General features: G+C 65.4%; 30 protein-coding genes. 12 read left to right on the top strand and 18 right to left on the bottom strand.

The features are described from left to right. Positions 1–120 precede the first annotated feature (120 nt). Positions 121–1,554 carry an IS1380 family transposase gene (locus ACNJ7E_RS11775; RefSeq protein WP_418339173.1) on the top strand — a complete coding sequence of 478 codons (1,434 nt, stop codon included), beginning with the start codon at positions 121–123 and terminating at the stop codon, positions 1,552–1,554. 125 nt (positions 1,555–1,679) lie between these two features. Here the strand turns inward: ACNJ7E_RS11775 and ACNJ7E_RS11770 are convergent, their stop codons facing one another. Further along, a complete protein-coding gene (locus ACNJ7E_RS11770) occupies positions 1,680–2,096 on the bottom strand; it encodes a hypothetical protein (RefSeq protein ID WP_418339960.1) in 417 nt (138 codons plus the stop codon). A 379-nt stretch (positions 2,097–2,475) separates the two neighbouring features. On the opposite strand from ACNJ7E_RS11770, the gene ACNJ7E_RS11765 reads away from it, so the two are divergent. From ACNJ7E_RS11765 to ACNJ7E_RS11755, 3 genes are all read left to right on the top strand, one after another. Beyond that, on the top strand, positions 2,476–2,895 hold the full coding sequence (locus ACNJ7E_RS11765) for a CoA-binding protein (RefSeq protein ID WP_418339959.1): 420 nt from the start codon (positions 2,476–2,478) through the stop codon (positions 2,893–2,895). Between the two features lie 112 nt (positions 2,896–3,007). Then, positions 3,008–3,697 (top strand): TerD family protein, encoded by a 690-nt coding sequence (locus ACNJ7E_RS11760; protein ID WP_054245682.1) that lies wholly within the window; start codon positions 3,008–3,010, stop codon positions 3,695–3,697. Positions 3,698–4,089: 392 nt separating this feature from the next. After that, entirely contained in the window at positions 4,090–4,500 is a 411-nt protein-coding gene (locus tag ACNJ7E_RS11755) for a secondary thiamine-phosphate synthase enzyme YjbQ (protein WP_009474393.1), read from the top strand. Positions 4,501–4,525: 25 nt separating this feature from the next. Here the strand turns inward: ACNJ7E_RS11755 and ACNJ7E_RS11750 are convergent, their stop codons facing one another. Continuing rightward, entirely contained in the window at positions 4,526–5,137 is a 612-nt protein-coding gene (locus ACNJ7E_RS11750; protein WP_489686832.1) for a TetR family transcriptional regulator, read from the bottom strand. A 181-nt stretch (positions 5,138–5,318) separates the two neighbouring features. Between ACNJ7E_RS11750 and ACNJ7E_RS11745 the strand changes: the two genes are divergently transcribed. Further along, a complete protein-coding gene (locus tag ACNJ7E_RS11745; protein WP_241961835.1) occupies positions 5,319–5,786 on the top strand; it encodes a CarD family transcriptional regulator in 468 nt (155 codons plus the stop codon). 101 nt (positions 5,787–5,887) lie between these two features. On the opposite strand, the gene ACNJ7E_RS11740 is transcribed toward ACNJ7E_RS11745, so the two are convergent. Then, the gene (locus ACNJ7E_RS11740; RefSeq protein ID WP_418339957.1) at positions 5,888–6,763 is read right to left on the bottom strand and encodes a glycine-rich protein; all 876 of its coding nucleotides are present in this window, start codon (positions 6,761–6,763) and stop codon (positions 5,888–5,890) included. A gap of 232 nt (positions 6,764–6,995) precedes the next feature. Between ACNJ7E_RS11740 and ACNJ7E_RS11735 the strand changes: the two genes are divergently transcribed. Next, complete coding sequence (locus ACNJ7E_RS11735) at positions 6,996–7,994, top strand: MBL fold metallo-hydrolase (protein WP_418339956.1); 999 nt, start codon at positions 6,996–6,998, stop codon at positions 7,992–7,994. Between the two features lie 57 nt (positions 7,995–8,051). Here ACNJ7E_RS11735 and ACNJ7E_RS11730 read toward each other — a convergent pair whose 3' ends face one another. Continuing rightward, positions 8,052–8,594, bottom strand: coding sequence for a hypothetical protein (locus tag ACNJ7E_RS11730; RefSeq protein ID WP_418339955.1), 543 nt, complete (start codon positions 8,592–8,594; stop codon positions 8,052–8,054). A gap of 98 nt (positions 8,595–8,692) precedes the next feature. On the opposite strand from ACNJ7E_RS11730, the gene ACNJ7E_RS11725 reads away from it, so the two are divergent. The 3 genes from ACNJ7E_RS11725 to ACNJ7E_RS11715 are packed head-to-tail and all read left to right on the top strand — an operon-like array spanning position 8,693 to position 10,127. After that, positions 8,693–9,010 (top strand): type VII secretion target, encoded by a 318-nt coding sequence (locus ACNJ7E_RS11725; RefSeq protein ID WP_418339954.1) that lies wholly within the window; start codon positions 8,693–8,695, stop codon positions 9,008–9,010. Next, positions 9,010–9,732, top strand: coding sequence for a hypothetical protein (locus ACNJ7E_RS11720; RefSeq protein ID WP_418339953.1), 723 nt, complete (start codon positions 9,010–9,012; stop codon positions 9,730–9,732). The genes ACNJ7E_RS11725 and ACNJ7E_RS11720 overlap by 1 nt, the downstream gene beginning before the upstream one ends. Further along, positions 9,732–10,127: a hypothetical protein gene (locus tag ACNJ7E_RS11715; protein ID WP_418339964.1), complete on the top strand. Its 396-nt coding sequence runs from the start codon at positions 9,732–9,734 to the stop codon at positions 10,125–10,127. The genes ACNJ7E_RS11720 and ACNJ7E_RS11715 overlap by 1 nt, the downstream gene beginning before the upstream one ends. A 42-nt stretch (positions 10,128–10,169) precedes the next feature. Here the strand turns inward: ACNJ7E_RS11715 and ACNJ7E_RS11710 are convergent, their stop codons facing one another. The 3 genes from ACNJ7E_RS11710 to ACNJ7E_RS11700 all read right to left on the bottom strand — a co-directional run bounded on the left by ACNJ7E_RS11710 (position 10,170) and on the right by ACNJ7E_RS11700 (position 13,353). Then, positions 10,170–11,213 (bottom strand): DNA polymerase IV, encoded by a 1,044-nt coding sequence (locus ACNJ7E_RS11710; protein ID WP_418339952.1) that lies wholly within the window; start codon positions 11,211–11,213, stop codon positions 10,170–10,172. Positions 11,214–11,278: 65 nt separating this feature from the next. Next, positions 11,279–11,731, bottom strand: coding sequence for a hypothetical protein (locus tag ACNJ7E_RS11705; RefSeq protein WP_418339951.1), 453 nt, complete (start codon positions 11,729–11,731; stop codon positions 11,279–11,281). Between the two features lie 224 nt (positions 11,732–11,955). Next, on the bottom strand, positions 11,956–13,353 hold the full coding sequence (locus ACNJ7E_RS11700) for a plasmid pRiA4b ORF-3 family protein (RefSeq protein ID WP_418339950.1): 1,398 nt from the start codon (positions 13,351–13,353) through the stop codon (positions 11,956–11,958). A gap of 61 nt (positions 13,354–13,414) precedes the next feature. On the opposite strand from ACNJ7E_RS11700, the gene ACNJ7E_RS11695 reads away from it, so the two are divergent. Beyond that, on the top strand, positions 13,415–14,593 hold the full coding sequence (locus ACNJ7E_RS11695) for a serine/threonine-protein kinase (protein ID WP_418339949.1): 1,179 nt from the start codon (positions 13,415–13,417) through the stop codon (positions 14,591–14,593). A 1-nt stretch (position 14,594) separates the two neighbouring features. Here the strand turns inward: ACNJ7E_RS11695 and ACNJ7E_RS11690 are convergent, their stop codons facing one another. Both ACNJ7E_RS11690 and ACNJ7E_RS11685 read right to left on the bottom strand, forming a co-directional pair. Beyond that, positions 14,595–14,948 (bottom strand): hypothetical protein, encoded by a 354-nt coding sequence (locus ACNJ7E_RS11690; RefSeq protein ID WP_280782008.1) that lies wholly within the window; start codon positions 14,946–14,948, stop codon positions 14,595–14,597. Then, complete coding sequence (locus ACNJ7E_RS11685) at positions 14,945–15,853, bottom strand: LLM class flavin-dependent oxidoreductase (RefSeq protein WP_418339948.1); 909 nt, start codon at positions 15,851–15,853, stop codon at positions 14,945–14,947. Before ACNJ7E_RS11685 ends, ACNJ7E_RS11690 begins: the two co-directional genes overlap by 4 nt. Before the next feature lie 110 nt (positions 15,854–15,963). On the opposite strand from ACNJ7E_RS11685, the gene ACNJ7E_RS11680 reads away from it, so the two are divergent. Beyond that, the gene (locus ACNJ7E_RS11680) at positions 15,964–16,311 is read left to right on the top strand and encodes a GNAT family N-acetyltransferase (RefSeq protein ID WP_280782010.1); all 348 of its coding nucleotides are present in this window, start codon (positions 15,964–15,966) and stop codon (positions 16,309–16,311) included. Here the strand turns inward: ACNJ7E_RS11680 and nhaA are convergent, their stop codons facing one another. The 4 genes from nhaA to ACNJ7E_RS11660 all read right to left on the bottom strand — a co-directional run bounded on the left by nhaA (position 16,312) and on the right by ACNJ7E_RS11660 (position 20,870). After that, positions 16,312–18,180: a Na+/H+ antiporter NhaA gene (gene nhaA / locus ACNJ7E_RS11675; protein WP_280782011.1), complete on the bottom strand. Its 1,869-nt coding sequence runs from the start codon at positions 18,178–18,180 to the stop codon at positions 16,312–16,314. It lies immediately after the preceding gene. Positions 18,181–18,190: 10 nt separating this feature from the next. Next, complete coding sequence (locus tag ACNJ7E_RS11670) at positions 18,191–18,631, bottom strand: SRPBCC family protein (RefSeq protein ID WP_005252560.1); 441 nt, start codon at positions 18,629–18,631, stop codon at positions 18,191–18,193. Between the two features lie 33 nt (positions 18,632–18,664). Next, on the bottom strand, positions 18,665–19,366 hold the full coding sequence (locus ACNJ7E_RS11665) for an alpha/beta fold hydrolase (RefSeq protein WP_280782012.1): 702 nt from the start codon (positions 19,364–19,366) through the stop codon (positions 18,665–18,667). A gap of 535 nt (positions 19,367–19,901) precedes the next feature. Then, a complete protein-coding gene (locus ACNJ7E_RS11660) occupies positions 19,902–20,870 on the bottom strand; it encodes a glycoside hydrolase family protein (protein WP_418339963.1) in 969 nt (322 codons plus the stop codon). 224 nt (positions 20,871–21,094) lie between these two features. Between ACNJ7E_RS11660 and ACNJ7E_RS11655 the strand changes: the two genes are divergently transcribed. After that, complete coding sequence (locus ACNJ7E_RS11655) at positions 21,095–21,457, top strand: VOC family protein (protein ID WP_280782013.1); 363 nt, start codon at positions 21,095–21,097, stop codon at positions 21,455–21,457. A gap of 55 nt (positions 21,458–21,512) precedes the next feature. On the opposite strand, the gene ACNJ7E_RS11650 is transcribed toward ACNJ7E_RS11655, so the two are convergent. The 5 genes from ACNJ7E_RS11650 to ACNJ7E_RS11630 all read right to left on the bottom strand — a co-directional run bounded on the left by ACNJ7E_RS11650 (position 21,513) and on the right by ACNJ7E_RS11630 (position 25,804). Further along, positions 21,513–21,845, bottom strand: coding sequence for a hypothetical protein (locus ACNJ7E_RS11650; protein ID WP_037226877.1), 333 nt, complete (start codon positions 21,843–21,845; stop codon positions 21,513–21,515). 167 nt (positions 21,846–22,012) lie between these two features. Further along, complete coding sequence (locus ACNJ7E_RS11645; RefSeq protein WP_005252542.1) at positions 22,013–22,336, bottom strand: hypothetical protein; 324 nt, start codon at positions 22,334–22,336, stop codon at positions 22,013–22,015. A 95-nt stretch (positions 22,337–22,431) separates the two neighbouring features. Next, positions 22,432–22,911, bottom strand: a complete 480-nt coding sequence (locus ACNJ7E_RS11640; RefSeq protein WP_418339947.1) for a MaoC/PaaZ C-terminal domain-containing protein — start codon at positions 22,909–22,911, stop codon at positions 22,432–22,434. A 98-nt stretch (positions 22,912–23,009) separates the two neighbouring features. Continuing rightward, positions 23,010–23,732 carry a hypothetical protein gene (locus tag ACNJ7E_RS11635; protein WP_280782014.1) on the bottom strand — a complete coding sequence of 241 codons (723 nt, stop codon included), beginning with the start codon at positions 23,730–23,732 and terminating at the stop codon, positions 23,010–23,012. A 17-nt stretch (positions 23,733–23,749) separates the two neighbouring features. Beyond that, positions 23,750–25,804 (bottom strand): TPR repeat domain-containing protein, encoded by a 2,055-nt coding sequence (locus ACNJ7E_RS11630; RefSeq protein WP_418339946.1) that lies wholly within the window; start codon positions 25,802–25,804, stop codon positions 23,750–23,752. Between the last annotated feature and the right edge of the window lie 5 nt (positions 25,805–25,809).

Below are 25,809 nucleotides of genomic sequence, written 5' to 3'. Positions count from 1 at the left end.
CCTGGATACACCGATCCGGATGAGTCCTTGGGTGGGTCGTAACGGCGAAATGCCCTGCCGTGGTGGAAGAATTGAACTTCTCACAGAAACAATTCGGCCACGACGAAGGGCATCTCGTAGGTGCAACTATCTCACACTCGACCCGTCTCGGCGGCGAGGTTCGACGACCCCAATCTGGTGGCGACCGCGGGGCTGGTCCCGGTGATGGCATTGGCGCAGGCCAGCGGCCTGCTCACCCTCGCCGACGAACACCTGAGCGTCCCGACCGACAAAGGCGCCCACCCGGGCCGCAAGATCGGATCCCTGATCGGTGGGATGGTCGCCGGCGCCGACAGCATCGCCGACCTGGCCATTGTGCGACACGGGGCGATGGGAACGCTCTTCGACCGACCCTATGCCCCGTCGACGCTGGGATCGTTCCTCCGCCAGTTCACCTTCGGACACGTCCGGCAACTCGACGCCGTCGCCTCACGGTTCCTGGGCAACCTCGCCGAGAAGACCCCGCTGGTCACCGGGATCGACACCGGGCGGGTCTTGGTCGATATCGACGATTCGATCATCGAGGTCCACGGCCACGGAAAGCAAGGGTCCGGATACGGCTACTCCGGCGTGCGCGGGCTGAACGCACTGCTCGCCACCGTCACCACGGAGACCGGTACGCCGGTGATCCTCACCCAACGCCTGCGCCGCGGAGCCTGCGGCTCCCCGCGCGGGGCCGCCCGGCTGGTCGCCGACGCCCTGGCCACCGTCGACCGGCTGCGCACCCAGGCCGGCGGACCGAGCGGTGGCGGCCCGCTGAAACCGCTGGTCCGGTGCGATTCGGCGTTCTACGGATATCCCACCGTCGGTGCGGCGATCCGCGCGGGCGCCGACGTCTCGGTCACGGTGCGCCTGACCGCCACCATCAAACAGGCGATCGCCTCGATCGACGTGGACGAGTCCGCGTGGACGCCGATCGAGTACACCGACGCCGTCTACGACGAGGGCGCCGACACCTGGATCTCGCGGGCGGAGGTCGCAGAGATTCCGTTCACCGCGTTCACCTCCCAGAAGAAGGCCCACCAGATCCCCGGGCGGCTGGTCGTGCGCCGCATCCCCGACCTGCGACCACCCAAAGACCAGGGACAGGGCACATTGTTCGACATCTGGCGGTTCCACGCCTTCTTCACCACCACCGACCCCGACCATGTAGACACCGTCGCCGCCGACAAAACCCACCGTCAGCACGCGATCATCGAACAGGTGCACGCGGACCTGAAGAACTCCGCCCTCGCGCACCTGCCTTCGGGCCGGTTCACCGCGAACGCCGCCTGGCTCGTCTGCGCGGTAATGGCGTTCAACCTCACCCGAGCCGCCGGCACCCTCACCGGCGATCCGAAGCTGACGCGGGCGACCACCGGCACCCTCCGGCGCACCCTCGTCTCGGTCCCCGCACGCATCGCCTCCTCGGCGAGGCGACTGACCCTGCACCTCCCTCAGGATTGGCCGTGGGAAACGGCGTGGCACACGCTGTTTGACAAAACCTTCGGCCGCAATCACCCGGCCATCGTCTAACACCCGCGACTCCTGCCCGACCTCGACGCGAAAGCCCCAGTGGAACAACCCGACACGAGAGGTCGGACGCTCAACCACGCCCACACACCGCCCACTGCTGCACACTGAAACTCACCCCGACTGGATCAACGAATCGGTGCATTCGGGTTAAGACGTGCGACACGTCGAACCTCGCGGTCAGCCGAGCGCGCGAACCGGGACGCGACTATTAGGGCGACAGCCAGTGCAACAAGCACGATGCCCTGGCCGAGAAGACCACCGTCGAGGTATCTCGCGCAGAGGAGCGCAACGAATGCACTCCCGTAGTACACGGTTGTCGAGGTTGTCCAGCGGGTCCGAATAAGGAGCTTCCACGTCGCGCTAACCGAGCAGTCCTCCATGTCGATGATGTGCGGAAAGAAGGCAATAACTACGCCGATCGTCGCCCAAGACAACGTTAGGAACACAACGGCGAGGAGATCGGACCATCCGAGGACATGGCCGGCGATCGATGCCCCCAAGCCCGCGAACTCTGCGAGCGCAAATACAAGGAAGACACCCACACCAACAACGGTGAGCCAATTCAAAATTGAAGCCACCACTAGCCACCCGAAAAAAGCCCGTGGAGCGGCGAGAGTTAGACCCGTCCGAGTCTTGTACATGCAATCCCCCTCTGTCGAGTACGAGTCATCCGCAGATCCTGACCGTCCATACTGTGACACCACCCACTGACAACCCCATTTTCGAGCGTGTCCTTGACCACAACGGCACCCCTTTTGTCGAGGCGGCCTCGGACTGAACCTCGTTCTTGAATCCACAAGGTCCGACGAAGGCTAATGCCGGCCTACTACTCACGCGCGCCTGAATTGCGCCATAGCGACCACTTCGATAGACGCCCGTCTTGCACTCCCCTTGGAACACCGAAGGCGGTACTTTGCGATTGTGGACACTTCTTGGCAGGACCCCCAAGCTGTCTCGTCGATGCTCGACGACTGGGAAACGTGGGCAATCGTCGGGCTCTCCGGTAATCCGGACCGGACGGCGTTCCGGATCGCGGAGCTGTTGCAGCGCCGAGGGAAGCGCCTCGTCCCGATCCATCCTGACGCCCCGACGGTGCTCGGCGAGCAGGGTTACCCCACTCTCGCGGATGTGCCGTTCCCGATAGACGTCGTCGACGTCTTTCGCCAGTCGGAGGCCGCCGGGGAGTTCGCGGACCAGGCCGTCGAGATCGGCGCGAAGGGTGTCTGGTTCCAATTGGGCGTCATCGACGAAGCCGCCTTCCAGCGAACGACCGCGAAGGGCGTCGCGATGGTGATGGACACCTGCCCAGCGATCGAGTGGAGTGCACGGGAATCAGCGTGAGCATGGTCGGGCCGACTGCGTCCCGGACGACTACCGCTACCCTGGACCGAAATCGTGCAAATCGGACAACGGTCTGACGCGCGCCGCTCAGTCAATCGGAAGGTTCCCACCTGTGGCCATCGACTACACCCGACGCCCCTCCACTCCTGCCGCACCGCAGGGCGGAGTCAATCTGAGCAAAGTGACCTTGTCGAAGGCCGCGCCTTCCGTCAGCCTCACGAAGTCGGGTGAGCGGCAGGGCGCGATGCGGGTCAACCTCAACTGGTCGACGGGCGCGACACCGCAGCCGAAGAAGACCGGCTTCTTCGCGAAGCTCGCGGCCGCCGCGGGCGGCACCAACGGCATCGACCTGGACCTCGGCTGCCTCTACGAACTGGCCGACGGGTCGAAGGGTGTGGTCCAGGCACTCGGCAACAGTTTCGGATCGCTGCAGGACCCGCCGTTCGTCAAGCTCGACGCCGACGATCGCACCGGCACCGTGACCGGGGGCGAAAACATGCATATCAATCTCGACCGACCGGAGATGTTCAAGCGGATCCTCATCTTCGCAATGATCTACGACGGCGCACCCAACTGGGCGGCCGTGGACGGCGTCGTCACTCTCTACCCCACCAGCGGACCCGAGGTGGAGGTGCGACTGGACTCGTCGAACAGCTCCGCTCGCATCTGCGCCATCGCGATGCTGCAGAACACCGGACAAGGCATCACCGTCACCCGCGAGGTGAAGTACGTCGAAGGCAGCCAGGCCGATCTCGACAAGACCTACAGCTGGGGCATGAAGTGGGCAGCCGGCCGTAAGTAGTAGAGACGGCGGTCGCGAAACCACATCCGCGACAGTGACGGCGGCGGAGCGGTTTCCGGTATACCCGGTCCCCCCTCCGCCAAGGGAATACTGGGACCGGGCTTTGCACCGAAAGGAACCTCCATGCGCACACAGAATAACCTGCTGCTCCACGCATGATTTCCATCCCGAGGGCGAAATCGCTGCGCGGTAGGGTCCGCCGCTCGAGCCGCCTGTAAAACCGTCAAGTGATTCGAGTACCTGAGCATGGTCGCTCAACTAGTTGGGCCCTCATCAAGATTGCATCCTTAGTAGTCGACGCCGCTCGATCCGTTGTTGACGATTCCGATCGCGGCAGGGCTTGGTCACATAGCGCGTGCGCCGTCACGCACCAGGGCACTAACGTCAGAACTATGTTCAGTACCGAGATCGAGGTGCGCACCGGCGCTGAGCCGGTGGTGCACGACCTGACCCGTGAGATCGAGAAGTTCCTCGCCTCAGCAGGCGCCGGTGACGGCCTGTTGCATGTGTGGGTGCCGCACGCCACTGCGGGACTCGTCGTCATCGAGACCGGCGCGGGAAGCGACGACGACTTGCTGCGCGCGATCGACGAAGTGCTTCCGCGCGACGACCGGTGGATCCACCGCCACGGCAGCCATGGGCACGGCCGCGACCACGTGCTACCTGCGTTCCTTCCGCCTTACGCGTCCGTGCCCGTCTTCGACGGAGCACTCGCGACGGGCACCTGGCAATCCGTGTGCCTCGTCGACACCAATGTCGACAACCCGGTGCGACACGTCCGGTTCAGCTTCCTGGAGGGCTGAGCCGGCGCCTGCGGACCGTCCCCGATCACGCCTGCGCGAGTCCCCTTGCCAAGAAATAGATTTCGGGCAGGCTCGCCGTCTCATCGGTGGACGATTGGTCCACCCACGTTTCCAACGCCGCACGAAGCACGGCGATCGACACATCGACTGCCAGTCGAACCTGCAAGTCGGCGCAGTCGAACCTCGTCGACACCACATCGACAAGCGCCGCGGTTCGCCGCACACTCTCGCGCGCCAGCTCCGCCCGCAGCGCCGGCTCCTTCTTGATGAGTCGGTTCACCCGCAGCAATCGTCGGCAGGCGATCGACAAACTGTCCGAGTACATCGCCAAAGCAGCAGCGAAGGCCGTTTCCAGCGCGAGCCTCGGTGAGACCTCCGCGTCGAGCTGGTCGAGCCCTCCAGCCAAGACCGCCTCGAAGGCCCAGTGATCGCGGAGCGCGGCCTCTTCCTTGGTAGCGAAATATCGGAAGAAGGTTCGCTGCGACACGCCCGCAGCCTGCGCGATCTCACCGACGGTCGTGCCCTCGACACCCTTGTACTCAAACAGTGTGAGTGCGGTCTCGCTGATCTCGACATTCGTCTGCTCGCGTCGTCGCTCCCGCAGCCCCAGCGGGCCGGCGGGCAGGTCAGGGGACACGGAGAACACTTCGGGTCTGGTCATCAAGGGCCTTCGTTATCGGTAGGAGCACACCCCCGCGATGGTCCTCACGTGGTCACCGGTTGTCAATATGGCAGCGTGTGCCATAATGTTGGGGAAGGGTAGGTAATCTATGAATCTCAATATCGGTGATATTTTTCTGTACCCGCACCATGGGTCGGTGACTGTCACAAAGCTCACGACCCGGATGTTCAACGATTTGCCCACCGAATACGTACAGTTCGAAGTCGCCCAGAACGGGCTGTCCATCGAGATTCCGGTAGCGAAAGCCGAATCCATCGGCGTGCGGAATGCGATCAACAACGACGAAGTCGGTCGAGTCTTCGACATCCTGCGTGGTCCGACGGTCGACGACCCGTCGAACTGGTCCAGGCGATTCAAGGCCAACCAGGAAAAGCTGACAGTCGGCGGAATCTTCACGGTGAGTGAAGTCATCCGCGATCTGATGACGCGTTCGCAGGTCAAGCCACTCTCGGCCGGCGAGAAGCGGCAGCTCGAGCACGCAATGCAGCTCGTCATTTCCGAACTCGTCCTCGCGATGAAGTCCGACCCCGACGAGACTCGGCGCCGCATCGAAGCGATTTACGAATCCGCCACCGCCTCTGCGCCGGTGGCTGTCGCAGTCTGACGACACGATCGGCAGCAGCCCCGGACGAAAGTTCGGGGCTGCTGCCGATTTCGTGTGCCACTTCGCGGCCCGTGTCGACGACTCCAGCGTGGGAGTCGAGATCAGCTGCTGCCGAAGAGGTTTCCGAGTGACCCTGTTCCCGATCCGGCCCCGTATGTGATGACTACCGACGAAACAGCATCCACCCCAGCGACGCTGAAGGTTCCGCTGGGCGCGTAGGACGACCCGCCACCGCCTCCGCCGCCGCCGTAGTTCTCGGCGCCACCTCCGCCGCCGAACCAGCCACCGCCACCACCGCCGCCCGTGCCCGCACCGGCCCCACCGACACCGGCCTCACCTGGCGAGCCATGTGGTTCCGTGCCACCGTTGCCTCCAATGCCACCAGCGACGTCCGTGCCGCCGCCACCACCGCCACCCCCGCCACCGGGTCCGCCGGCAGGTCCCATCAGGTTGCCTGCGCCACCGATATAGGTGTCACCCGCACCGCCTCCGCCCGCGGCGACGATCTGACGATCCGCCAGCTCACCCGTCCCGGTGCGAACGTCGGAGGCACCGCCTCCGCCACTTGCGCCGGTGCCGCCGGCCCCACCGCCGTTGTATCCGGCCTGGCCGTTGCCGTCGCCACCGTTGCCGCCGACCTGGATGTATAGCGCGTCCCCCGCGGCAACCGTCAGCTGTCCCGTTGCGACGGCCGCGGCGCCGCCGAGGATGGTTTGACTGTTTCCGCCACGTCCGCCCGTTGCCGTCACCGCCAGGCTGGTAATGCCCTCGGGAACCGTGAACGACTGCGCACTGCCGGTAAACGTGAACGTGCAGGTCACCTGGGTGCCGGCGCCCTGCACACAGCCGGCAGGCAACGCCGCCGGCGCGGCAACCGCGACGCTCGGGGCGAGCAGCCCCGAGGCACCCACTACAGCGAGGCCACACATTCCGGACGTGTACCACCGGCGGCGTGATCGAACGAGGGTTGTGGTCAAAGCAGTCTCCTGTCGCAATGCGAGCATGTTGAAAGCTGGTCCGAGTGGAGCATTCCATAGCGTCCGGCATCCAGTGGGCCTTCCGGTCCCCCGGTCGGATTTCGCGCGAAAGCACCTGGTCACGGGCCATGTCGTTCCGCTAATCAGGACCCGCGGTATCGCAAACCGCGGTGAAAGGTCAGTATGAAGGTAAGTAGAACTAATTTGTTCATCTAGGCAACGAGGTATGCACATGAGCGACGCAGCGCCCATCGGTGACGGGATCTTCCAGATTCCGGTGCCGATCACCGACAATCCCCTCGGTCACACCCTGGTGTACGCGATGGAATCACCCGGCGGTCTGATCCTCGTCGACGCCGGCTGGGACGACGACAACGCCTGGAACGGCCTCACCTCCGGACTCGAGGCCATCGGACACTCGGTGAAGGATGTGGAAGGCGTCGTACTCACGCACTTCCACCCCGACCACACCGGTCTGTGCGGTCGCGTCCGGGAGGCCTCCGGGGCGTGGATTGCGATGCACGAATCCGATCACGGGATGTTCGAGCACATGTCGACCGGTCACGGACCCGAGTGGTTGGATTTCCAGAAGGCCAACATGACGCGGGCCGGTGCCGCCCCGGCAGACCTCGAGGCATTCGAGAAGGCAACGAGTGGGAAGCCGCCGGCGGGTCCCGAGTCGGCGCCCGATCGTGTTCTCGTCGACGACGAACTCATTGCCCTCGCCGGCCGCAGCCTGCGCGCCGTCTACACCCCGGGCCACACCCCGGGCCACGTCTGCTTCTACTTGGAAGGCGCCGACGTGATGTTCACCGGCGACCACGTCCTGCAAAAAACGACGCCGCACGTCGGCAACTTCGTGTACCCGCTCGAGGAGCGCGACGGCCTGGCAGAGTTCATGGACTCGCTGCGCCGCGTGCAGACCATGGACATCACCCGGGGACTCGGCGCCCACGGCATCCCCATCGACGACGTCGCGGGCCGTGCCGGCGAACTCATCGAGCACCACGAAGAGCGACTCGACCACCTGTACAAGGCTTTCGGCGACGACCAGATCACCGTGTGGCAGGTCGCCGAGCGTATGAAGTGGTACAAGCCGTGGGCCGACATCTCCCCCATGGGCAAGGGCATGGCGCTGTCCGAGGCGGCGGCCCACCTTCGACACCTCGTCGCCCGCGACCTCGTCGCCCAGGTCCCCGACAGCGAACCCGCAGTCTTCGCCCGCCGCTGACACGTGAGTGGCAAGGCGTGCCCGAGCACACTTTGCCACTCACGTGGGTTAGCCCGGCTATACCTGACGTGCGAACTCTGGATGCGCCTGTGCCACAACGACCGCGGTCCCGTCAGCGTTCAGTGTGGCACCGGTGAACAGAGTCGCACGCTGGTTGAGTTTGGCCGCGCCGAAGAGCAGTCCGAACGCGGCGAAGAAGGCGAGTGACAGCACCGCTTCGTTCTTCTCGGCAGATTGGGCCGCGATGAAGAGGACGACGACCGCAACAAGAAACCCCACCAGGGTTGCCAGTGCCGCCCCGCGCCATCGCCTCTGTCGCTCGATGCACTGCGTGCAGACAGGCCAGTCCATGGACACTGTGTATCTTCCCGCCGAGGCGACATCCCCGCCCGTCAGCGACCTCGACCCCTTGGCGGACAATAGAGTCGTCTCCCTGCGATCTACCTCCGGCTCACCGTGCACGGCACACACATGCGGAACAGGTCGCTCCAACTGAAGCAGGTGATCTGCCCAGTGCGCGGTCAACGGACCTGCGCTGTCGATATCGATTTCGCCCGCCCGCACGCCGAGCAACACGTCAACCCTCCCCGAATTGTTCATGCGCGGATTATCGCAGTCGGCCGACTCACCCGACGGGCCGGCGTGGACGGATCGTGTGTTGTAATTCTGGCGCACATCGAAATCGTTCGGGGGGACCAATGTCTGAGGAATTGCAGGTCGATCCGGCCGCTCTGGACGGGCTTGCCCGCAACCTGAGAGAACTGTCGGCGCAGACTGCACCGGCCAGGACTTACCTCAACAGGTGGTTAGGCTTATCGACAGCAAGTGGTCGGGCGTTCTTCGAGGTCACGAAGTCCATTGCAGAGGTTCGTGATCGACTCGATGCGAACTATGCGGCGCTGGGGAGCCTCTCCGATCGCTCCGCGACGGAGCTGGAGTCGACCGCGATTATGTACAGGACGACCGATCACGCATACGCGGCTGAGCTCGATCGCAGTTATGTCGGGGAGAATTGATGAGCAGTAGTCCAGTCGATGCACTGACCGAACCCGATGGCTCCGACCCTGTTCCCGACATGCTCGAGAACGCCGTCGGCTTGTCGTTCCTGAGTCCCTCGTTCTACATCCAGCAGTTCTGCACCTCAGTGATCAAGTCCAATCCGTGGGACTGGGCGGCGGAACAGCTCTCGGGCGACTGGGACGGCGTGAAGCGCGCAGGGAACAGCGTCCAGAATCTGGCCGACTACAACGACCACTTCTCCGCAGCAATCCACGAGAGTCTTCGTGGCGTCGAGCCGTGGAGAGGCATCGCGGCCGACAACGCGCGCGGCTACTTTCAGAAGTTTGGTGACGCGGTCGGTAGCCAGGCGTCACCGCTTCGTTCCATTGCAGAACAGATCGACCAGATTTCCCTTGCCATGTACGAGCTGTCGAAGGCCGTAGGGGATGCGCTCTCCGCCATTACCGACATGGCAATCATCGCCCTCATCGAGATTGCCGCCGCAGAGGCGCTGGCACTGACCGGTGTCGGCGTTATCGGTTCAGGCGCAGCGATGGGCGCGGCCACTCTGCAGGTTCTGATGATCCTCGAAAAGTGGGGTGAGGTCCTCCAGTACTGGACAACAACTTGGTCCGTCGTCCAGGCCCTTATGGGTGGTATCACCGGATCACTCGCCGGCAGCGAGTTCATCGATCTGCCCAGTCTTCCCGAAGCTTCCTACGACCATCCGGGGGCGTGATGGATAAGCCTGAACGCACATTCGACGTGGCACGGGGCGACCTTGGGGTGTCCCTTCAGCTGAAGCAGTCGTTGACCGTCCTCGCGGCGAAGTCGCCGGATCCGGAGTTTCGTCGTCTCGCTGCAGATGTCTTGTCGGGCGCCTTGGGGGTGCGCGACCTCGTAGCTTCGGAGGCCTTCAACGCCACTCTCGACAGGGTGATCCCGTCGGCTCTGGCCGACCTCGAGTCACTATCTGACAAGCAGCGCGAGCGACTTGCCGCAGAAACTCGCACGCAGATGGACACTCTCGCCGACTCCATGGGCGTTCGCGACGCAGTGGCCCCGGGAGCCAGGCCAGAACCGGCCGACGAGGACTGGAATCAGCAGGGCGGGATTCTGAGTTCCGGCTGGTGACCCCACGTGAGTGGCAAAGCGTGCCCGAGCACACTTCGCCACTCACGTGGGCGGGGTCATTTCCAGCCGCACGCCGAGGAGTCGCACTTCCCGCTCGTGGTCGAGCCTGTCGACCAATGCTGCTGCAGCGTCGGCGATCACGTCCGGATCGAATGTCGGTTCCGGCAGCGGCTTGCTCGTCGTGTGGGTGTCGAACGGGGCGTAGCGCACCTTCAGCGCCACTCGCACCGCCTGGCGGTTCTCCGCGAGGATGTCCTCCCTGACACGGTCGGCGAGACGTCGGATCTCCTCGGTGACGGCCTCCTTGCCGGCGAGGTTCTGCTGGAAGGTCGTCTCCCGGCTGTGCGAGCGCGCCACCCAGGGTTCGGCGGAGACCGGAGAAAGATCGATGCCGCGGCCGATCCGCGCGTACCACGGACCCATGTTCGGACCGAGGGACGCGGCCAACTCCGGATCCGACGCGTCGGCCAACTCTCGCACGGTGCTGATGCCCAGCGCGGCAAGCTTCTTCGCCGTCTTCTTGCCGATCCCCCACAGTGCGTCGGTAGGACGCTCTCCCATGACGGCGAACCAGTTCTCCTCCGTCAGCCGGTAGATGCCCTGCGGTTTGCCGAAGTCCGTCGCGATCTTTGCTCGTAACTTGTTGTCGCCGATGCCGACTGAGCAGTGCAGCCCGGTCGCGTCGAGGACGGCATCGTGGATGGTTCGCGCGAAGGCCTCCGGGTCGTCGGTCTCGACACCGAGAAACGCCTCGTCCCAGCCCATCACCTCGACCACGACGTCCAATTTGCGCAAGGTGTCCATCACGACCGCCGACACCTCGGTGTAGGCCTCGGCGTCGACGGGCAGGAACACCGCGTCGGGAATCTTCCGTGCGGCGATCCGCATCGGCATCCCGGAACCGACACCGAACTCCCGTGCTTCGTAGGATGCCGTCGACACCACCGCACGCTCGGTGGGATCGCCGCGACCGCCCACGACAATGGGACGTCCCCGCAGCTCAGGGTGCCGCAGCACCTCGACGGCGGCGATGAACTGGTCGAGATCGACATGCAGCACCCACCGGCGACGCGGCGGAGTGCTCATGCAACCAGTGTGCCGGAATCGTCGTACCGGGACCGTCGAATCCTCGAGTTCCGCCGCGGGACAAATCAGAACAAATCGTCGGCGTTTTCAGTCGGTATCAACTCGTCGGGGAACCGATACGAGCATCCGAGTTCACTGGTGGACCGCGTGCCCCAATTGTCCCGGAACCAGGCCACGCAGGTGTTCGCGATGAGGTTCACGTCTCGGCTGAAGAGATAGCCGTCCGTACAGTCTTCGAAATGGCCGTCGAAATGCCACCTGTCGAGGGTCAGGTGCTCGGCGGAATAGTCGGCGAGCAGCAGGTGCCCGAGCTCGACGCGTGATCGACGGAGCATCAACACACCGTCGGCCAGTACCTGAATCTGCGCGCAGACGACTTCTTCGTCGTCGTCTTCACTGACGTAGCTGTTCGGGCCGATCTCGACGATGAGCGCGACCGGTTGATCGACCAGCGAACCCGTCAACCACTCGACCATTCCCGCCCACGAAACCTCGGGCACCTCGGTGGAATCGACCATCGTCGTCAACCTCCCTTGCTCGCGACCGACTATTGCATGGGACGTATCAAAGCAGAAGATTCCGACACATGTGGCCCGAAATCGTTCTGCGTCGAAGAGTGTCGTTTGTGCGATCGTCCGGCGACTGCCTGGAGCCATCGCCACCGCGGGAGTGCCATGTGGGCCGAAAGCAACTGCGCCCAAAAAGGTTCGGGCGTAGTCCGGTGCTGGTACGACGTTGCCGCCTACATCGACAGCACCATCTGAGCGAGGAGCCGACCCCATTCGGGGTCCATGGGCTGGTCGCGTTGGACGTAGCCCTCGACCATTGCGCCGATGAGTTCGAGGAACGAGATCGTGGGGCGAGCGGTCCAGAAGACTTCTTCCCGGCCGACGATCGTGCCGTCGCTGGTCTGCCAGCCGAGGGCTGCGAGTCCCTCGGCGATCGCGTCCCGTCGTTCGTCCGACGACGTGCCTGCGGCGAGTGTGAGAAGCACGAGGTATCCGGCCTCCCGCTCGATCTGTTCGGTGCCCAGCGGCAGGCGTTCGAGCAGATGACGCCACATCTGTGTCGCGTTGTCCGCCATCGCCGTTCCGAGATTGGTTCGAACGAGTTTTCCCTTGTACTTGCGCACCAGTCCGAGTGTCTTGGCGTACTCACGGAGCAGGTGGACCGGCCGTTGGTCCGTCTCGCGGTTGCTGGTGGCGGGCCAGTCGTCGAAGCCCGGTAACGCCTGCCGCATCTCCGCCACCACGGCCGGGGGCAGGTAGCCCGCCTGAGTCAGCGTGATGCCGTCGGATCCGATGCGCTGCAGCAACCACCGCAGATGCAGCGTCGCCGCTTCCTGGGCCGCAGGAAAATCACCCTTCCGCGTGGTGAGCTGGGCATGCTCGAGCAGCGAAAAGACGTGCGGGGCAGCCTGATGGGGTATTCGTCGCAGCAGTTCGGCGAATTTCGAATCCGTCACCGGCCCGTGGTCACGGATCACGACTTCGATCCGCAGATTACGGTTCACCGCGTCGACGCCGAACGATTCGGGCGCGAACCCCGGACCGACCCATGCCCCGGCGTCGTGATGACCGGGGTGCGACGGGGTGGCCAGGACCGTCAGCAGGTCGGCGTATCCGCCCGGTCCGCCGCAATCCTCGGGCGGGCAGGCGCGGGCGCCGGCGAGGCAGGTCACCGTCGGCGCGGGCCCGTCGGCCTCGATCCGTTCGAGGACGATCGTATGGTCCCAGCCGTCGCCGAAGTCGTATTGATAGGACAGCAGCTCGCCGGGTTCGGCCAGAACCTGATCGAGCCGGACCGCGTCCTCGCACAGCTCGTCGTCCTCGTCGGCGAAGCCCTCGTCGATGCTCTCGCGCATCTCGTATCGCTCGGAGGCGGGCGGCTCGCCGCCGACCCACGAATGCAGGTGGCTGTCCTGCCAGCCCATGACCGTCTGCACGATCGGATGCAGCTCGTTGAGCCGCAGGTTCGAGGGCACGACGAATTGCCGCCAGACGGCCGGCGACACGTCGTCGAGCTCGATCCGCAGGTGGAAACTCGCCACGTCGCGGCGACCCGGCCGCTCGGACGGCCGGACGATCACCGGCGCGTCGGGAACGACGGACAGGTGTCGGCGTTTACCTGAAGCGGTCATGGCGTCATGGTAGGTGGGAGGCAGCGGTGTCCGGCACAAGAGCTGACGATAGCGTGAGCGCATGTCGGTGTCCGCAGTTCTCGCAGGTCGGTACGAGTTGCGGGGAGTGCTGGGGCGCGGCGGAATGGCCGATGTCCACGACGGATGGGACCTGCGCCTGCAGCGACCCGTCGCGATCAAAGTGCTGCGCACGGAGCTCACCTCCGTCCCCGACACACGCCGCCGATTCGAGGTCGAGGCCCGGCTGGCCGCCACGTTGAATCACCCGAACGTCGTCGCGGTGCACGACTGCGGCGAGGACGCCGGGGTGGCGTACATCGTGATGGAGCGCCTGCCCGGGCGGACCCTCGCCGACGAGATCGCCGCCGGACCCGTACCGGACGCGCGGGTGCGGTCGATCCTCGCCGACGTGCTCGCCGCCCTCGGCGCCGCCCACGAAGCCGGGATCCTGCACCGCGACATCAAACCGGGAAACGTGCTGTTCACCGCCGCGGGCACGGTGAAGGTCGCCGACTTCGGCATCGCGAAGAGCGCCGCATCCGACCACACAGCGACGGGACAGGTGCTGGGCACCGTGGCCTACCTCAGCCCGGACCGCATCCTGGGCACACCCGCCACGACCGCCGACGACCTCTACGCCGTCGGCGTCGTCGGCTACGAAGCCCTCGCCGGGCACCGGCCGTTCGCCGGCGACAACATCCTGTCGCTTGCCCGCGCGATCACCGACGGTGCGGCCCGACCGCTGCGCGAAGCCCGCCCGGACGCCGATCCGAACCTCGTCGACACGATCGAACGGGCAATGACCTGCGACCCGCAGCAGCGGTACGCCGACGCCCAGGCGATGCGGGACGCCGTCCTCGGGGCGCCCGGCGCGCACCCGCCGCCGACTAGAGCATTCACACCGACGACGGTCCATGAGCTGCCGCCCGAGCCCCGGCGGGCACGGCGGACCGGCCTGATCATCGCCGCGATCGCCGCCGTGCTGGTGGCCGTGGTCGTGGCGGCGCTGGCCATCGCGTCTCAGAATCGGGACGGCACGGTCGGTCCCGGGCCGAGCACCACCGCCGTCGTCCCCGCCCCGGCACCCGTCTCCGTCCCGAGCAGCGCGGTCGAGGTCAACCCGGTTGCGCCGCCCCCACCGACAGGCGCCCCGGCACCGAAGACCGGACCGGGAAACAACAATGGCAACAACGGCAACGGGAACAACAAGCCCAAGGACAAGGAGAAGGACGGCAACTGACCTAGTCGGACTGCGCGTCTTCGTCGCCAGCCGCTGCGTGAACCTTGAACAGCACGATCTGTTCGTTGGCGAACGGGATGACCGACGCCGGGCTCGCTCCGGCCGTGCGGGGCAGCAGGTGCACGGGGACGTCCGGTTTGACGCCGAGAACGAAGTCCCGCATGGCATCCCGGGCGGGATCGTCGAGGCCGCCGCCGATCACGACGAGGTCGACGTTTCCGTCCAGGAGTGCCTGCCGGATCAATTCGCGGTCGTTGGATGCCACGACGTCCCGCCCGAACCGGGTCAGTTCTTCCTTCAACACGTCCAGCGTGGACTGGCGCCCGCCGATGAGGAGGAGCCGCGGTTCGCTCATGCTTGCGCACCCGTGCCACGGTGCTCATCCACGGCGGCCCGAACTGCGGGCGCTACGTCGGTCGCGAATCTACGGACCTGGGCGAGGTCGTCGCCGTCGGTGCCGAAGACGAACGTGTCCATGCCCGCGTCCACCGCGAGTTCCGTCAGCTGGCTCACCCACTGGTCGGCGGTTCCGTGGAACAACGTGTCCGACGGTGTATCGCTCACCCGGCCGAACACGTTGTAGGCGCGGACGATCGAGCTCGGGTCCCGGCCCGCATCCGCCGCACCCGCGTCGATCCGCGCGTGCATGCCGGGCAGGACCTCGGGCGGAAAGTACGAACTCGACGGGACCCACCCGTCCGCCGAGCGTCCCAGCGCCCGCAGCAGCCGGGGGCCGCCGACGCCCAGCCAGATCCCGATCCTGTGCGCCGGGACCGGTCCGGGATGCACGCCCGCGAGGCGATAGTGCTCACCCTCGGAATACACGGCACGCTCACCGGACCACATCAGGCGGATCACCTCGACCGCCTCCTCCAAGGCCGCCGCGGCCTGACCGGGCGTGCGCACGTCACCGCCCATCGCCCCGATCGCCTCCCCGAACGCGCCCGCACCCAACGCCAGTTCGAACCGGCCTCCCGACATCACATTGAGGCTGGCCGCGGCTTTCGCCATCGTCGCCGGCGGGCGAAGCGGCAGGCATGCGACGTCGGGAAACACGCGCACCCGCTCGGTGCGGGCCAGCAGCGTGCCCATCAGCGACCAGCAGTCGAGGAATTTCGCCTGGTACGGGTGATCTTGCACGCCGATCAGGTCGAGCCCGGTCTCGTCGGCGAGGGCGGCGAGTTCGAACGTGTTGGCCAGCAACTCCACCGACGGGGTCACGAACGCCCCGAACTGCACGGCCCTGCCGTAATCGGTCATGGCGGTCGCGTCCCCTCTCGGATCGCTGAACTCCTTCGATCCTCCACCTCCGCGGCGTCCGGGAACACCCGCCGCGCAGTCGGAACCCCGCCGGGCGGCATAGTGGGTCCATGACAGACGACACGAAAGACGGCCCCGCACCCGACGTCCGGAACGCCCCCGAACACCACCGATTCGAGGTCCGCGTCGATGGTGAACTGGCCGGGTTCACCGAGTACCTCGACGACGAGAATCAACGGATCTTCTTCCACACCGAGATCGGTGAGCAGTTCGGGGGGCGTGGCCTCGCCACCACCCTGATCCGCAGCGCGCTCACCGAGACCGTCGGGGACGGCAAGCGGATCGTGCCGATCTGCCCGTTCGTCGCCGGCTACCTGAAGAAGCACGACGACTTCGCCGACAACGTCGACCCCGTCACGCCGGCCGCAATCCAGGCTGTGAAGGATTCGCGCGGCTGATCAGGGTGCGCCGTCGGCGCCGCGCGCCTCTTCGAGCTGCCGGATGAGGGTGGCGGCGTCGTAGGGGCCGCTGTGCCGGGCGAGGTCGGTGCCCGTCGCGCCGAGGTAGAACGTGGGGGTCACCCGGAAATCGCTCGACTCGGCGTCGAGTTCGTCGTCGTCGATGCGGTGAACGTAGGTGCCCCTGCGGATGTCTTCCTCGAACCGGTCCATGTCGAGCCCCAGCTCGGCGGCGTAACCGAAGATCTCGTCCTCGGCGAGGGCGTCGCTGTTGGCGAACAGGTGGTCGTGCATCTCCCAGAACCGTCCCTGCGCGGCCGCCGCTTCGCTCGCCTGGGCGGCGAAACGCGCGTGCGGATGCACGGCGTCGAGGGGCAGATGCCGGAAGACGTAGCGGAGCTCGTCCCCGAAATGGGCCCGGACGTCCCGGATGCTGCCGGTGGCCTTGCTGCAGAACGGGCACTCGAAGTCGCCGTACTCGACGAGGGTGAGCGGCGCATCCACCGGCCCGCGCAGGTGATCGCGGCCGGGGTCGACGGGCCGGAGCAGGGTGAGCCCGACGGCCTCCGTCGGCGGGTGCACCCAGTCCGACAGCCGGAACAGAGCCCAACCGAGGACGGTGGCGATGACCGCCGCCGTCAGGACACCCACCCGAGCGTCGTTGGCGAGCTCGGGTGAATCGATGGCCAGGTCGACGATGAACAGCGAGATCGTGAAGCCGATACCGGCCAGCGCGCTGCCACCGGCGATCTGGGACAGCGTCAGCCCGGGCGGCAGGCTGCCGGGCCGCAGCTTCGAGAACAGGGCCGTGGCCGCCGTGATGCCGACGAGCTTGCCGACCACCAGGCCGAGCACGATGCCCCACGCCAGCGGCGATCGGGCCGCGTCCGCGAGGGTCTGCCCGGTGATGACCACACCGGCATTGGCGAGCGCGAAGATCGGGACGACGAGGAACGCCGTGTAGGGCTGGTAGAAGCGCAGAAGCCGCTCGTTGACGGACACCGCGCGCAGCACACCGAGCTGGGCGGCGCGGGCGTAGTCGGAGTTGGGTGACTGCCGGAACGCGCGCGTGAGTTCACCGGCCCGCTCCACCTCGCTGCGCCGCGGCGGATACACGGGCAGGATCAGCGCGATCAGCACACCGACGAGGGTGGGGTGGACGCCGGACTCGTAGAACGCGACCCACGTGCCCGCCGCGACGATGAAGTAGGCGACACCACGCCACACCTCGAGCTTGCGCAACTGGATGATCAGCAGCAGCCCGACGCACCCGAGGAGCAGCGGTCCGAGCCGGAGGTTGTCGGTGTAGAAGAAGGCGATGATGGCCAGGGCACCGATGTCGTCGGCGACGGCCAGGGTCAGGAGGAACACGCGCAACCGGGCGGGGCATCGGGGTCCGACGAGTGCCAGTGCGCCCAGCACGAACGCCGTGTCGGTGGAGACGACGACGCCCCACGCACCGGCCTCGGCGCCGCTGGGGTTGAGGATCAGGAACAGGACGGCGGGCAGTGCCAGACCCGCGATCGCGGCGAGGAGTGGGACGGCGGCACGGGCGCGGTCGGTGAGTTCGCCGATCGTCAGCTCACGTTTCACCTCGAGCCCCACGACGAAGAAGAACAGCGTCATCAACCCGTCGTTGACCCAGTGCTTCAGGTCGAGGCTGATGCCGTAGTCGCTGATCTGGATGGTCACCGGGGTGTGCCAGAACGACTCGTACGAATCCCCGATGTTGGCCCACACCAACGCCAGGATCGTGGCGACGAGGAGGAAACCGGCCGACAGCTTGTCGTCGTCGGTGTCGTCGCGGATCAGGGCCAACCGCGCCGACAGTCGCCGAAGCGTGGTGGGGCTGCTCTGCTCGACCGTCATCTGGTCCTCGTCAGACGTAGTTCTCGAGAACGAACTTGGTGAATCCCTTGCGGATCAATCGCACGGCCTGCTTCTGCCCCTGACGCAGCACGGACTTCGGCACCCACACCTTCGGCTCGACCGACATCGTGAGGTGAACCGACGTCCCGCGCGGGGTGGGGGTCAGCCGATACTCCCCTTCCTGGCACTTCTGCTTCTCGCTCTCGAGGAGCGTCCACGACATCTGCTCGTCCCCGAGCCACTTGTGCTCGGCCAGCTGCGTGTCCGCGACCCCGAGGACGGCGAGCGTCATCCGCACGGTGCGGGGGCGTCCGTCGTCGAATCGGGACTCGACGACCACCTTCTTGTGCACCACCGACCACTCGGGGATACGTTCGACGTCCGCCAGCGCAGCCATCACCTGCTCCTGGGGCGCCTCGATCTCGAACTCGCCCGATACCGACAACGCCATCGATTGCTCTCCTTCTCGTCGGATGTACATGCCCTACAGTTCGGACGCGTAGCGCTCCAGCATGGCAGCAAGTTCGCCGGGGCGCGCGAGTGCCGCCAGATGGCCGGTGTCGATGACCTCCGGTGCGATGCCCAGTCGCTCCCGGACGATCCGCTGCATGAAGTCGAGCGGGAAGAGCCGATCGCGTCTCCCGGCGACGACCCGCGTCTTCACGTGCGGCCACGCGTCCGCCTGCCACACCGTCTCGAACGGGGTGTTCGACATGACGGGCTCCTCCTGGCTGAACGCCTCCTCGGTGACGTCGTCGGGCACGTCGTGGAAGAACAGCGCCCGCAGGTCGTCGGGCGCATCCGGGTCGCGGCCCTCCAGCACGTCGAACGCCCGTTTCGCCTCCGGCTGACCGGTGGTCTCCCACCACTGCCCGGGTGCCTCCCCCGGCGCGGGCAGCATCGGTGCCAGGAGAACCAGCAGGTCCACGTCGACCTCGCCGCGCTGACAGACGATCGCCGCGGTGAACGCGGACATGGACTGCGCGACCAGCACGATCGAACCCTCGACGTCCTCGACCGCATCCACGACGACGTCGGCGAACTCGTACTGGCCCGCGTCGTCGTCGCCGTACGGAAGGTCGACGGCGATCACCGAGTGCCCTCTCCCCTCCAGGATCGGTGCGACGCGGTGCCAGTACCACGAGTCCGAGCCGGCGCCGGGCAGCAGAACGAAGGTTGCGGGCATCTCGACTCATCTCCTGTTTCCGGGACACGAACGGTCGAGTCGAGCCTAAGCGCTACGTGCGCGGGAATGCGCGCCCGAACACACTTTGCCACTCACCTGCGGGGACCTGAAACGGAAGCGTCGCCGAGGGCGATACACCCAGTAGGTCGGACGAGAAGCTCCGACCGTGCCGGGATCCACCACACGTTACGAGAACTGAGCTGACATGTTCACCAACCATCTCTTCGGCGGAATGACCGAACAGGAAATCGACATCGAAATCGCCGACGAGCTGGCGGCCTGACGCACGGTCTCCGCACGTGAGTGGCGATGTGCACCCCGGCACGCTGCGCCACTCACCTACGAGTTACGTTCACGCTCAACACCGGTTAGCCGGTTCACCCTCCCGACATCCGGAGGCTTCGAATCGATGCACCGAACGAACTGTGCAGCAACGGCATCCAATCCGGCACCACACAGCCGAGATCCACTCCCGATCGCAGCCACCTCCGCGACGGCGACCGTCATCGACGACGGCGGCGTCGCGGAGTCGTCGTTATGCCGGCTCTCTCATCACGCCGAAGTGGCGCACCGTCCCGGAAACGCCTGGAAGCTCTTGCACGGGTGACCAGGTGCGCAGCCCATCCGTGCTGTCGGAATAGAGATACTTTCCTTCGGTATAGGCGTCGAGATATATCCGCCAGGCGCCGCTCGGCAACTGAACCAGGGCTGGGCCCTCCACCAGCGATCCCCAATTTCCAGGCGGGACGAATGAATAGGGTCCCGTCACGGACGACGCGACCGCATGCTCGACGACCTTCTTCGTCTCGTTCTTGGTAAACGCATGATAGGTCGATCCCACCTTGACCACGGTGGTGTCGATGTGGTCCGCGCCGATCCCGGCGAGCGGAACAGGGGGGCTCCACAACCTGAGCGATGGTTCCAGCGCCGTCATCAGATACGGCACGAATCCTCCACCGGTCGACAGCGACAGGATGACGTTGACCCGGTCGCCGTCCACGAACCATTCGGGTGCCCAGGCCTTGGTGGTGAACGGCGACAGCGACGGTCCGTCGCTGAACCCGGCCGACCCCGAGGAACCCGGCGGGCTCGCTGAGCCCGTTCCGTCTCCCGTGCCCGGCAGGAAGGCGCAGCAGAACGGGACCGGCCAGGCCCCAAGGAACGTCCAGTCCATGCGGTCACTGCTGCGTGCGAAGCCGATGTTCGCCCCGTCGACCGTCGTGTAGGTGAGGTAGTAGAACCCGTCCGTGTGCCGGAAGATGCTCGGGTCACGCACCACCCCTGACGGAGGCCGATACGCAGACAGTCGGAGGGGCTGGAACCCCGTGCCGTCCTCCGACTCGTACACATCCAGGTCGCGGTCGCTGACGTTGCTGAACGCCACCATCGTGGTTCGCCAGGCGAGCGGTGCGGCACCGCTGCTCCCCGGGGCGGCGACCAGCAAGCCTGCGACAGCGAGCATCACCATCGATATGGCGGAAAAGCAGGTTCGTTTGGGCAGCATCACCGGTGCAGTATCTATCACGGCAGGCGCACCCTGCGTAACTTTGGCCGCAGGCAGCGGATCGTTACCGACGGCGGTGTGGTGACGCCGTATAAGAACCCGAGGGCGCCACCCGCAGCAGCGGCGATCAATACTCCTGCGGCGCGGTCGGTCTACGCGCGAGTCTTATGCGTGACCGCATCTCGGCGTAGCGTCACGGGGACACTGTCGACGGAGGAGTGCTCATGTCGGGCGAACTGTCATTCTTCGAATTGGGTGTGGCCAACACCGAGCAGGGCCGAAAGTTCTACTCGGCATTGTTCGGCTGGGAATTCGAATCCGGGCCCGGCGGATCGGGATACTCGATCAACACACCGAACGTCCCGGGCGGGATCCACGGCGGCGACGAGGGCGCCGGGCCGTACGTCTTCTTCCGGGTGCCCGACCTCGATTCCGCGGTCGAGCAGGTGCTGGCGCTGGGCGGCACCGTCGACGCCGTGGATCTGGGCGAAGACCCCGAGTCGGTGACGAAATTCGGGCGGTTCAAGCTGTGCCACGACGATCAGGGTTCCGCGTTCGGACTGCACGAACCGCCCTCCGGCAACTGAATCAGCGCGCCCCGGAACGAAGACTCCCGGGGCGCGCTGATTCGGATCGGTCGGTCTACGGCTCGTTCGGCGAGTCGCCTCCGCCCTCGTCACCGCTGTAGGTGGCCGGTTGCGGCAGACCGTCCTCGGGTCCGTCGCACCAATTGTCGTACTGGTTGTACGGTTCTGCGCCCCACGCCGGGACGTTGTTCTCGTACGGTTCCGCCCAGTCGTCACAGCCGGCCGGGCCGGTCGGCGGAACACCAGGAGGCAGTGGTGCAACCGTGTCCGGTGCGCGCACCGGTACGACCGCCGAGTCGAGCGCGTCACCCCAGGCGACACCGGATGTTCCCAAACCGATCGAGGCCGCGAACACAGCGACCGCAGCCAATCTCAAGCCGACCTTCATCGTTGCCTCCCATAGGTGAATAACGCTGCCTAAGGGCTGTACCCAAAGACAACGTAAACAATCCTCGGAGGGCGAATTTCGTGAATGAAATTTGACGGACGGTCGGTTTCAGTTCACGACCGCGCTACACGACGGCACAATGCCTCGTGCGAACATTCACCGTCGAATCAGGGATTGACCGTCCGGCCCTGCTGGTCATTGACCGGCGGCTGCTGCGCGGAAAGGCCGTCCTCGGGACCGTCGCACCAGTTGTCGAACTGGTTGTACGGATCGGTGCCCCACTGCGGCACATTGTTCTCGTAGGGTTCCGCCCAGTCGTCGCATCCGATCGGACCGTTCTGCGGGAAGCCGGGTGGCATCGGTTGAATGACGTCCGGCCGACGCACCGGCACCGCCGAGTCGAGACTGCCGCCCCAGGCGACACCGGATGCTCCCAATCCGATCGAAGCCGCGAACACTGCCACCGCGGCCACTCTCCTACCCATTCTCATGACTGCCTCCGTTGGTTACCTGGCCTTTCGGGGCGGTACCCAGAAACCCGGAAAACAATCCTCGAAGGTAGCGTTTCGTCCAAGAATTTCGACGATCAGTCGGTTTCCGGTCGGCAGCGCATGTACATCTCGGTCACCGAGGTCAAGACCTGCTTGCCGGATCCGTTGAGAATCTCCGCCGCGACGGTCACCAAGGCCCGTCCGCGATCGTCGGGCACCACATCCTCCACGACCAGCTTTCCGGTGAGCACATCACCCGGCTTCACCGGACGGAGAAAGTTGACGTCGCGCATCCGCACCCCCGCAATAACGCTCCAGCCTGCATAAACAGTGGTCGCGGACAGTCGCTGGCACACCGCGATCGTGTGCACACCACTCGCGATGAGCCCACCGAAATACCCACCATCTGCAGACTCACGGTCGATGTGGAACGACTGCGGATCCCACTGCCCCGCGAAGTCGACCAGTTCCTCCTCCGTCACCGTGTACGAGCCCAGCTCGAACCTCTCGCCCACCCGGAGGTCGTCTCCGTACACGACGTCACATTTGCTGTCCACTACCAACCGTCCGATCATTCGCCCACGCCTCCACCGAACACGGAGGCTGACGTCGAGGATATGACCGGACGACGGCAGCGGCGACAGTGCCCTTCCGCCGACGGTGGCGGTGGTCGTCAGTTCTCGTCGTAACGCGGCCAGCCCGGATACGGAGCAAGCGTCGGGTACGGGGTGTCGTGGGGGAGGTCCCACTTCGCCGGCCGATTCGAGGCCTCGTCCGGCATCCGGTTTCGACATTCGAGGAACGCCGTTTGGTTTCGTGCACTGTATACGTGGTCGACCACCTTCCAGCCCCCGAAGACATCGGCGACCGGAGCGCGTTCGGGGCCCTCCGACGACTGACTGAAAGCTCTCGCGTCGGGCGCCTCGATCTCCACGGTTTCCGCAACAATATTCGTCGATCCGACGTTGAAGAACCGTCCGTCTGGGCCTTCGCGCATTACCGAATAATCGCCCGTGCACACGGTTGCAAACCATCCGCGCTCGGTCGGCGTCATCCATAGCAGATGCTGAAACTGCGTTCCCACAAAGTGGCTCTTCTTCAGCTGATCGGGGTTGCCGTAGTCGGTCAGGAGACGCTCGTCCACGGATTCAGAGAAACCCGGGTATCCCGCGGCCGGTGTGAGCGCCCGGACTGTGAGGTAGTAGGACTCGACGTACGCCCTGATCACCGTCACTTCGGGAGTCAACAAATCGATACCCGGATCTGCCGACCAGCGATAGTTATAAGCGGCATTGTCGGGCACGGAGTACAGCGCTGACGCGACCACCGGCGGCTCCGGTGCTTCGCTCGCTGCATCGGTCCCGCAGGCCGACATGACCAACATCGCCGCGATCATAGGGAAGACCGGCCGCCTCACTGCCCGTACCTCATGTCTTTCACTTGGTCACGGCCGGCGTTCAAGGCATCAATAAAATGGCCCAGCCCCGTCACTCCCGAGTCCGTCAAGTATCCGGCCAAGCCCGACTGCAGGAGAGGGAGCCGCTGATACGGATTCTCAGCCGCAATTTGATCGTATGGCAGCAGCGGTCCGTCAGTACCGTCTCGAAATAGGTCGAGCCCTGAATATGAATCCAATACTCCCCCATTTGCAGCCTGAAGGCCCAATGCAATCTGGTAGTACTGATTGGTCAACAACGCGTTGTCGGCGAAATCCGCATTCGCCTGCAGCGTGCTGTCCGGTATGGATCCCAAGACCGCGCTCTTGAACGACGGGTCGGCGAGATCGATACCACTTGAAATCAGAGGGCCCGCTACAGGAATGAACTCGACGCCCTTGCCGATCACTGTTCTGATGGTGTCGTAGGCAACGCCCTTACTTTCGAAACCAGCAGCGTTCTGGGATGTTTCGTCGCCGAGCCGGTCGGCGAACTCGAGGTCGAGCCCCTTGTCCACTACGCCCTGAAGATTGCCCGCCCACGTCCCGTACTGATAGTGGGGGTCCTGGGGTGTCTGGCCGTCGACAGCCCAAGCCTGCTCCAACTGAGCTGACAACCCCAAGGCTTGCGCATTGAAATACGAGGCGCCTTCGGCATTGGAATCGATCACCGAGAATATTCTCGGTGCATCCTCCAGCAGGAGGTATTCATGGCCTGTTTGGCCGGTGAACGCATTGGTTCCGGTGAAGGACTCGGGCACCCCGACCATATTGCCGATGTAGGGTGCGAGCGTTGTGCCCAACGCCTGCGTGATTTCGGGGTTCACCTCACCGATTGCCTGCCCGTTCGTCCCCGGGATGTCGAGTAGGTCGGCGTCTTTCGCGGCGAGGATTTGTGCGAGGCCGAATGCCGATTCGCCGGCTTGTGTGGACCGGAATACTTCTCCGGGATCGGACGGATCGGCGGGCCGGGCGTCGTCGGCGATCCAGTCGAACATCCCGGTGACCTTCTGTTCGCCGCCGTCGGGCCAATCACGTTGGAGCAGGGGCATGATGACGTCGTCGCGGTTGTAGTCGGCCGGCATGCCTTCACCGGACAGGATGTTGTGGACGGCGGCATGGTCGCGGCCACCGACGCCGACCATGTCCTGCAGGAGGGTGTCGACGCTGTCGCGGCCCAGAGCGTTGTGGTCGAACGAGTCCCCGATCAGGAGACTCTTGTCGTTGGTGGCCGAGGCGATCTCGCCGGCACGGGAGAAGAGGCTCTCGCTCAGCTCACTGCCCTGCTGCACGGCCGGGTCCGCGAGGCCGAAGGCTTTGGTGAAGCGTGCCAGGTCGTCGCCGTTGTTGACGACCACCGACGGTTGCGGCGCGTCGTGCGCGCCCTTCATCAGGTTGCCGGTCGACGTCACCGGGCCCTCGAACAGCCCACGAAGGCTTTCCGGAATGTGGCTCTGACCGCCGACGTCGCCGCTGGCACTGCCGACGTTGTAGTTCGACACCACGGCCAGGCCGTTGGACAGAGCGCTCGCGGCCTCGGTGCGTCCGTTCTCGCTGTACTGCTCGGACAATGCGAGGAACCCGTCCTTGCCGGCCGCCGTATAGAACTGTTGCAGGAAGTCGATCGTTCCCTGTGGAAGATCGGTGACCTTGCCGCCGTCGGCCAGCGTCTGCACTTGTTCGGGAGTGAGCCCTGCGGCCGCGATCTCCCGGGCAACACGGTCACGGACATCCTGTGGAATGTCGGACCCACCCCGCGCGACCTGCCCGCCCAGCGTGGTGCCCTCGTGCCCCGACAGGCCCGCGGACGCCGGGGCGCTCGCCGCCACGGCGCGCAGCGCGTCCCGGATCGCCGTCGCCATGCCTCGGTCGGCATTGTCGAGTTCCGTGAGGGCTCCACCGAGTTGGCTGCGCCAGTACTCCATCAGCTCGGCATGCTCGGCGGCTTCGGCCTCGCTCATCGTCTTCGGCGGGCTGACGATCTGCCAGTCGTCGGAGACGGTGAATCCGTCGGTTGCCGCCTTGTCGATCACGGTGG

Source organism: Rhodococcus mengyinensis, from assembly GCF_048381435.1.
GTDB classification, from domain to species: domain Bacteria; phylum Actinomycetota; class Actinomycetes; order Mycobacteriales; family Mycobacteriaceae; genus Rhodococcus_F; species Rhodococcus_F opacus_D.
Note: the sequence above shows the minus strand (reverse complement) of the source record. Positions and strands in the feature narration are given on the sequence as shown.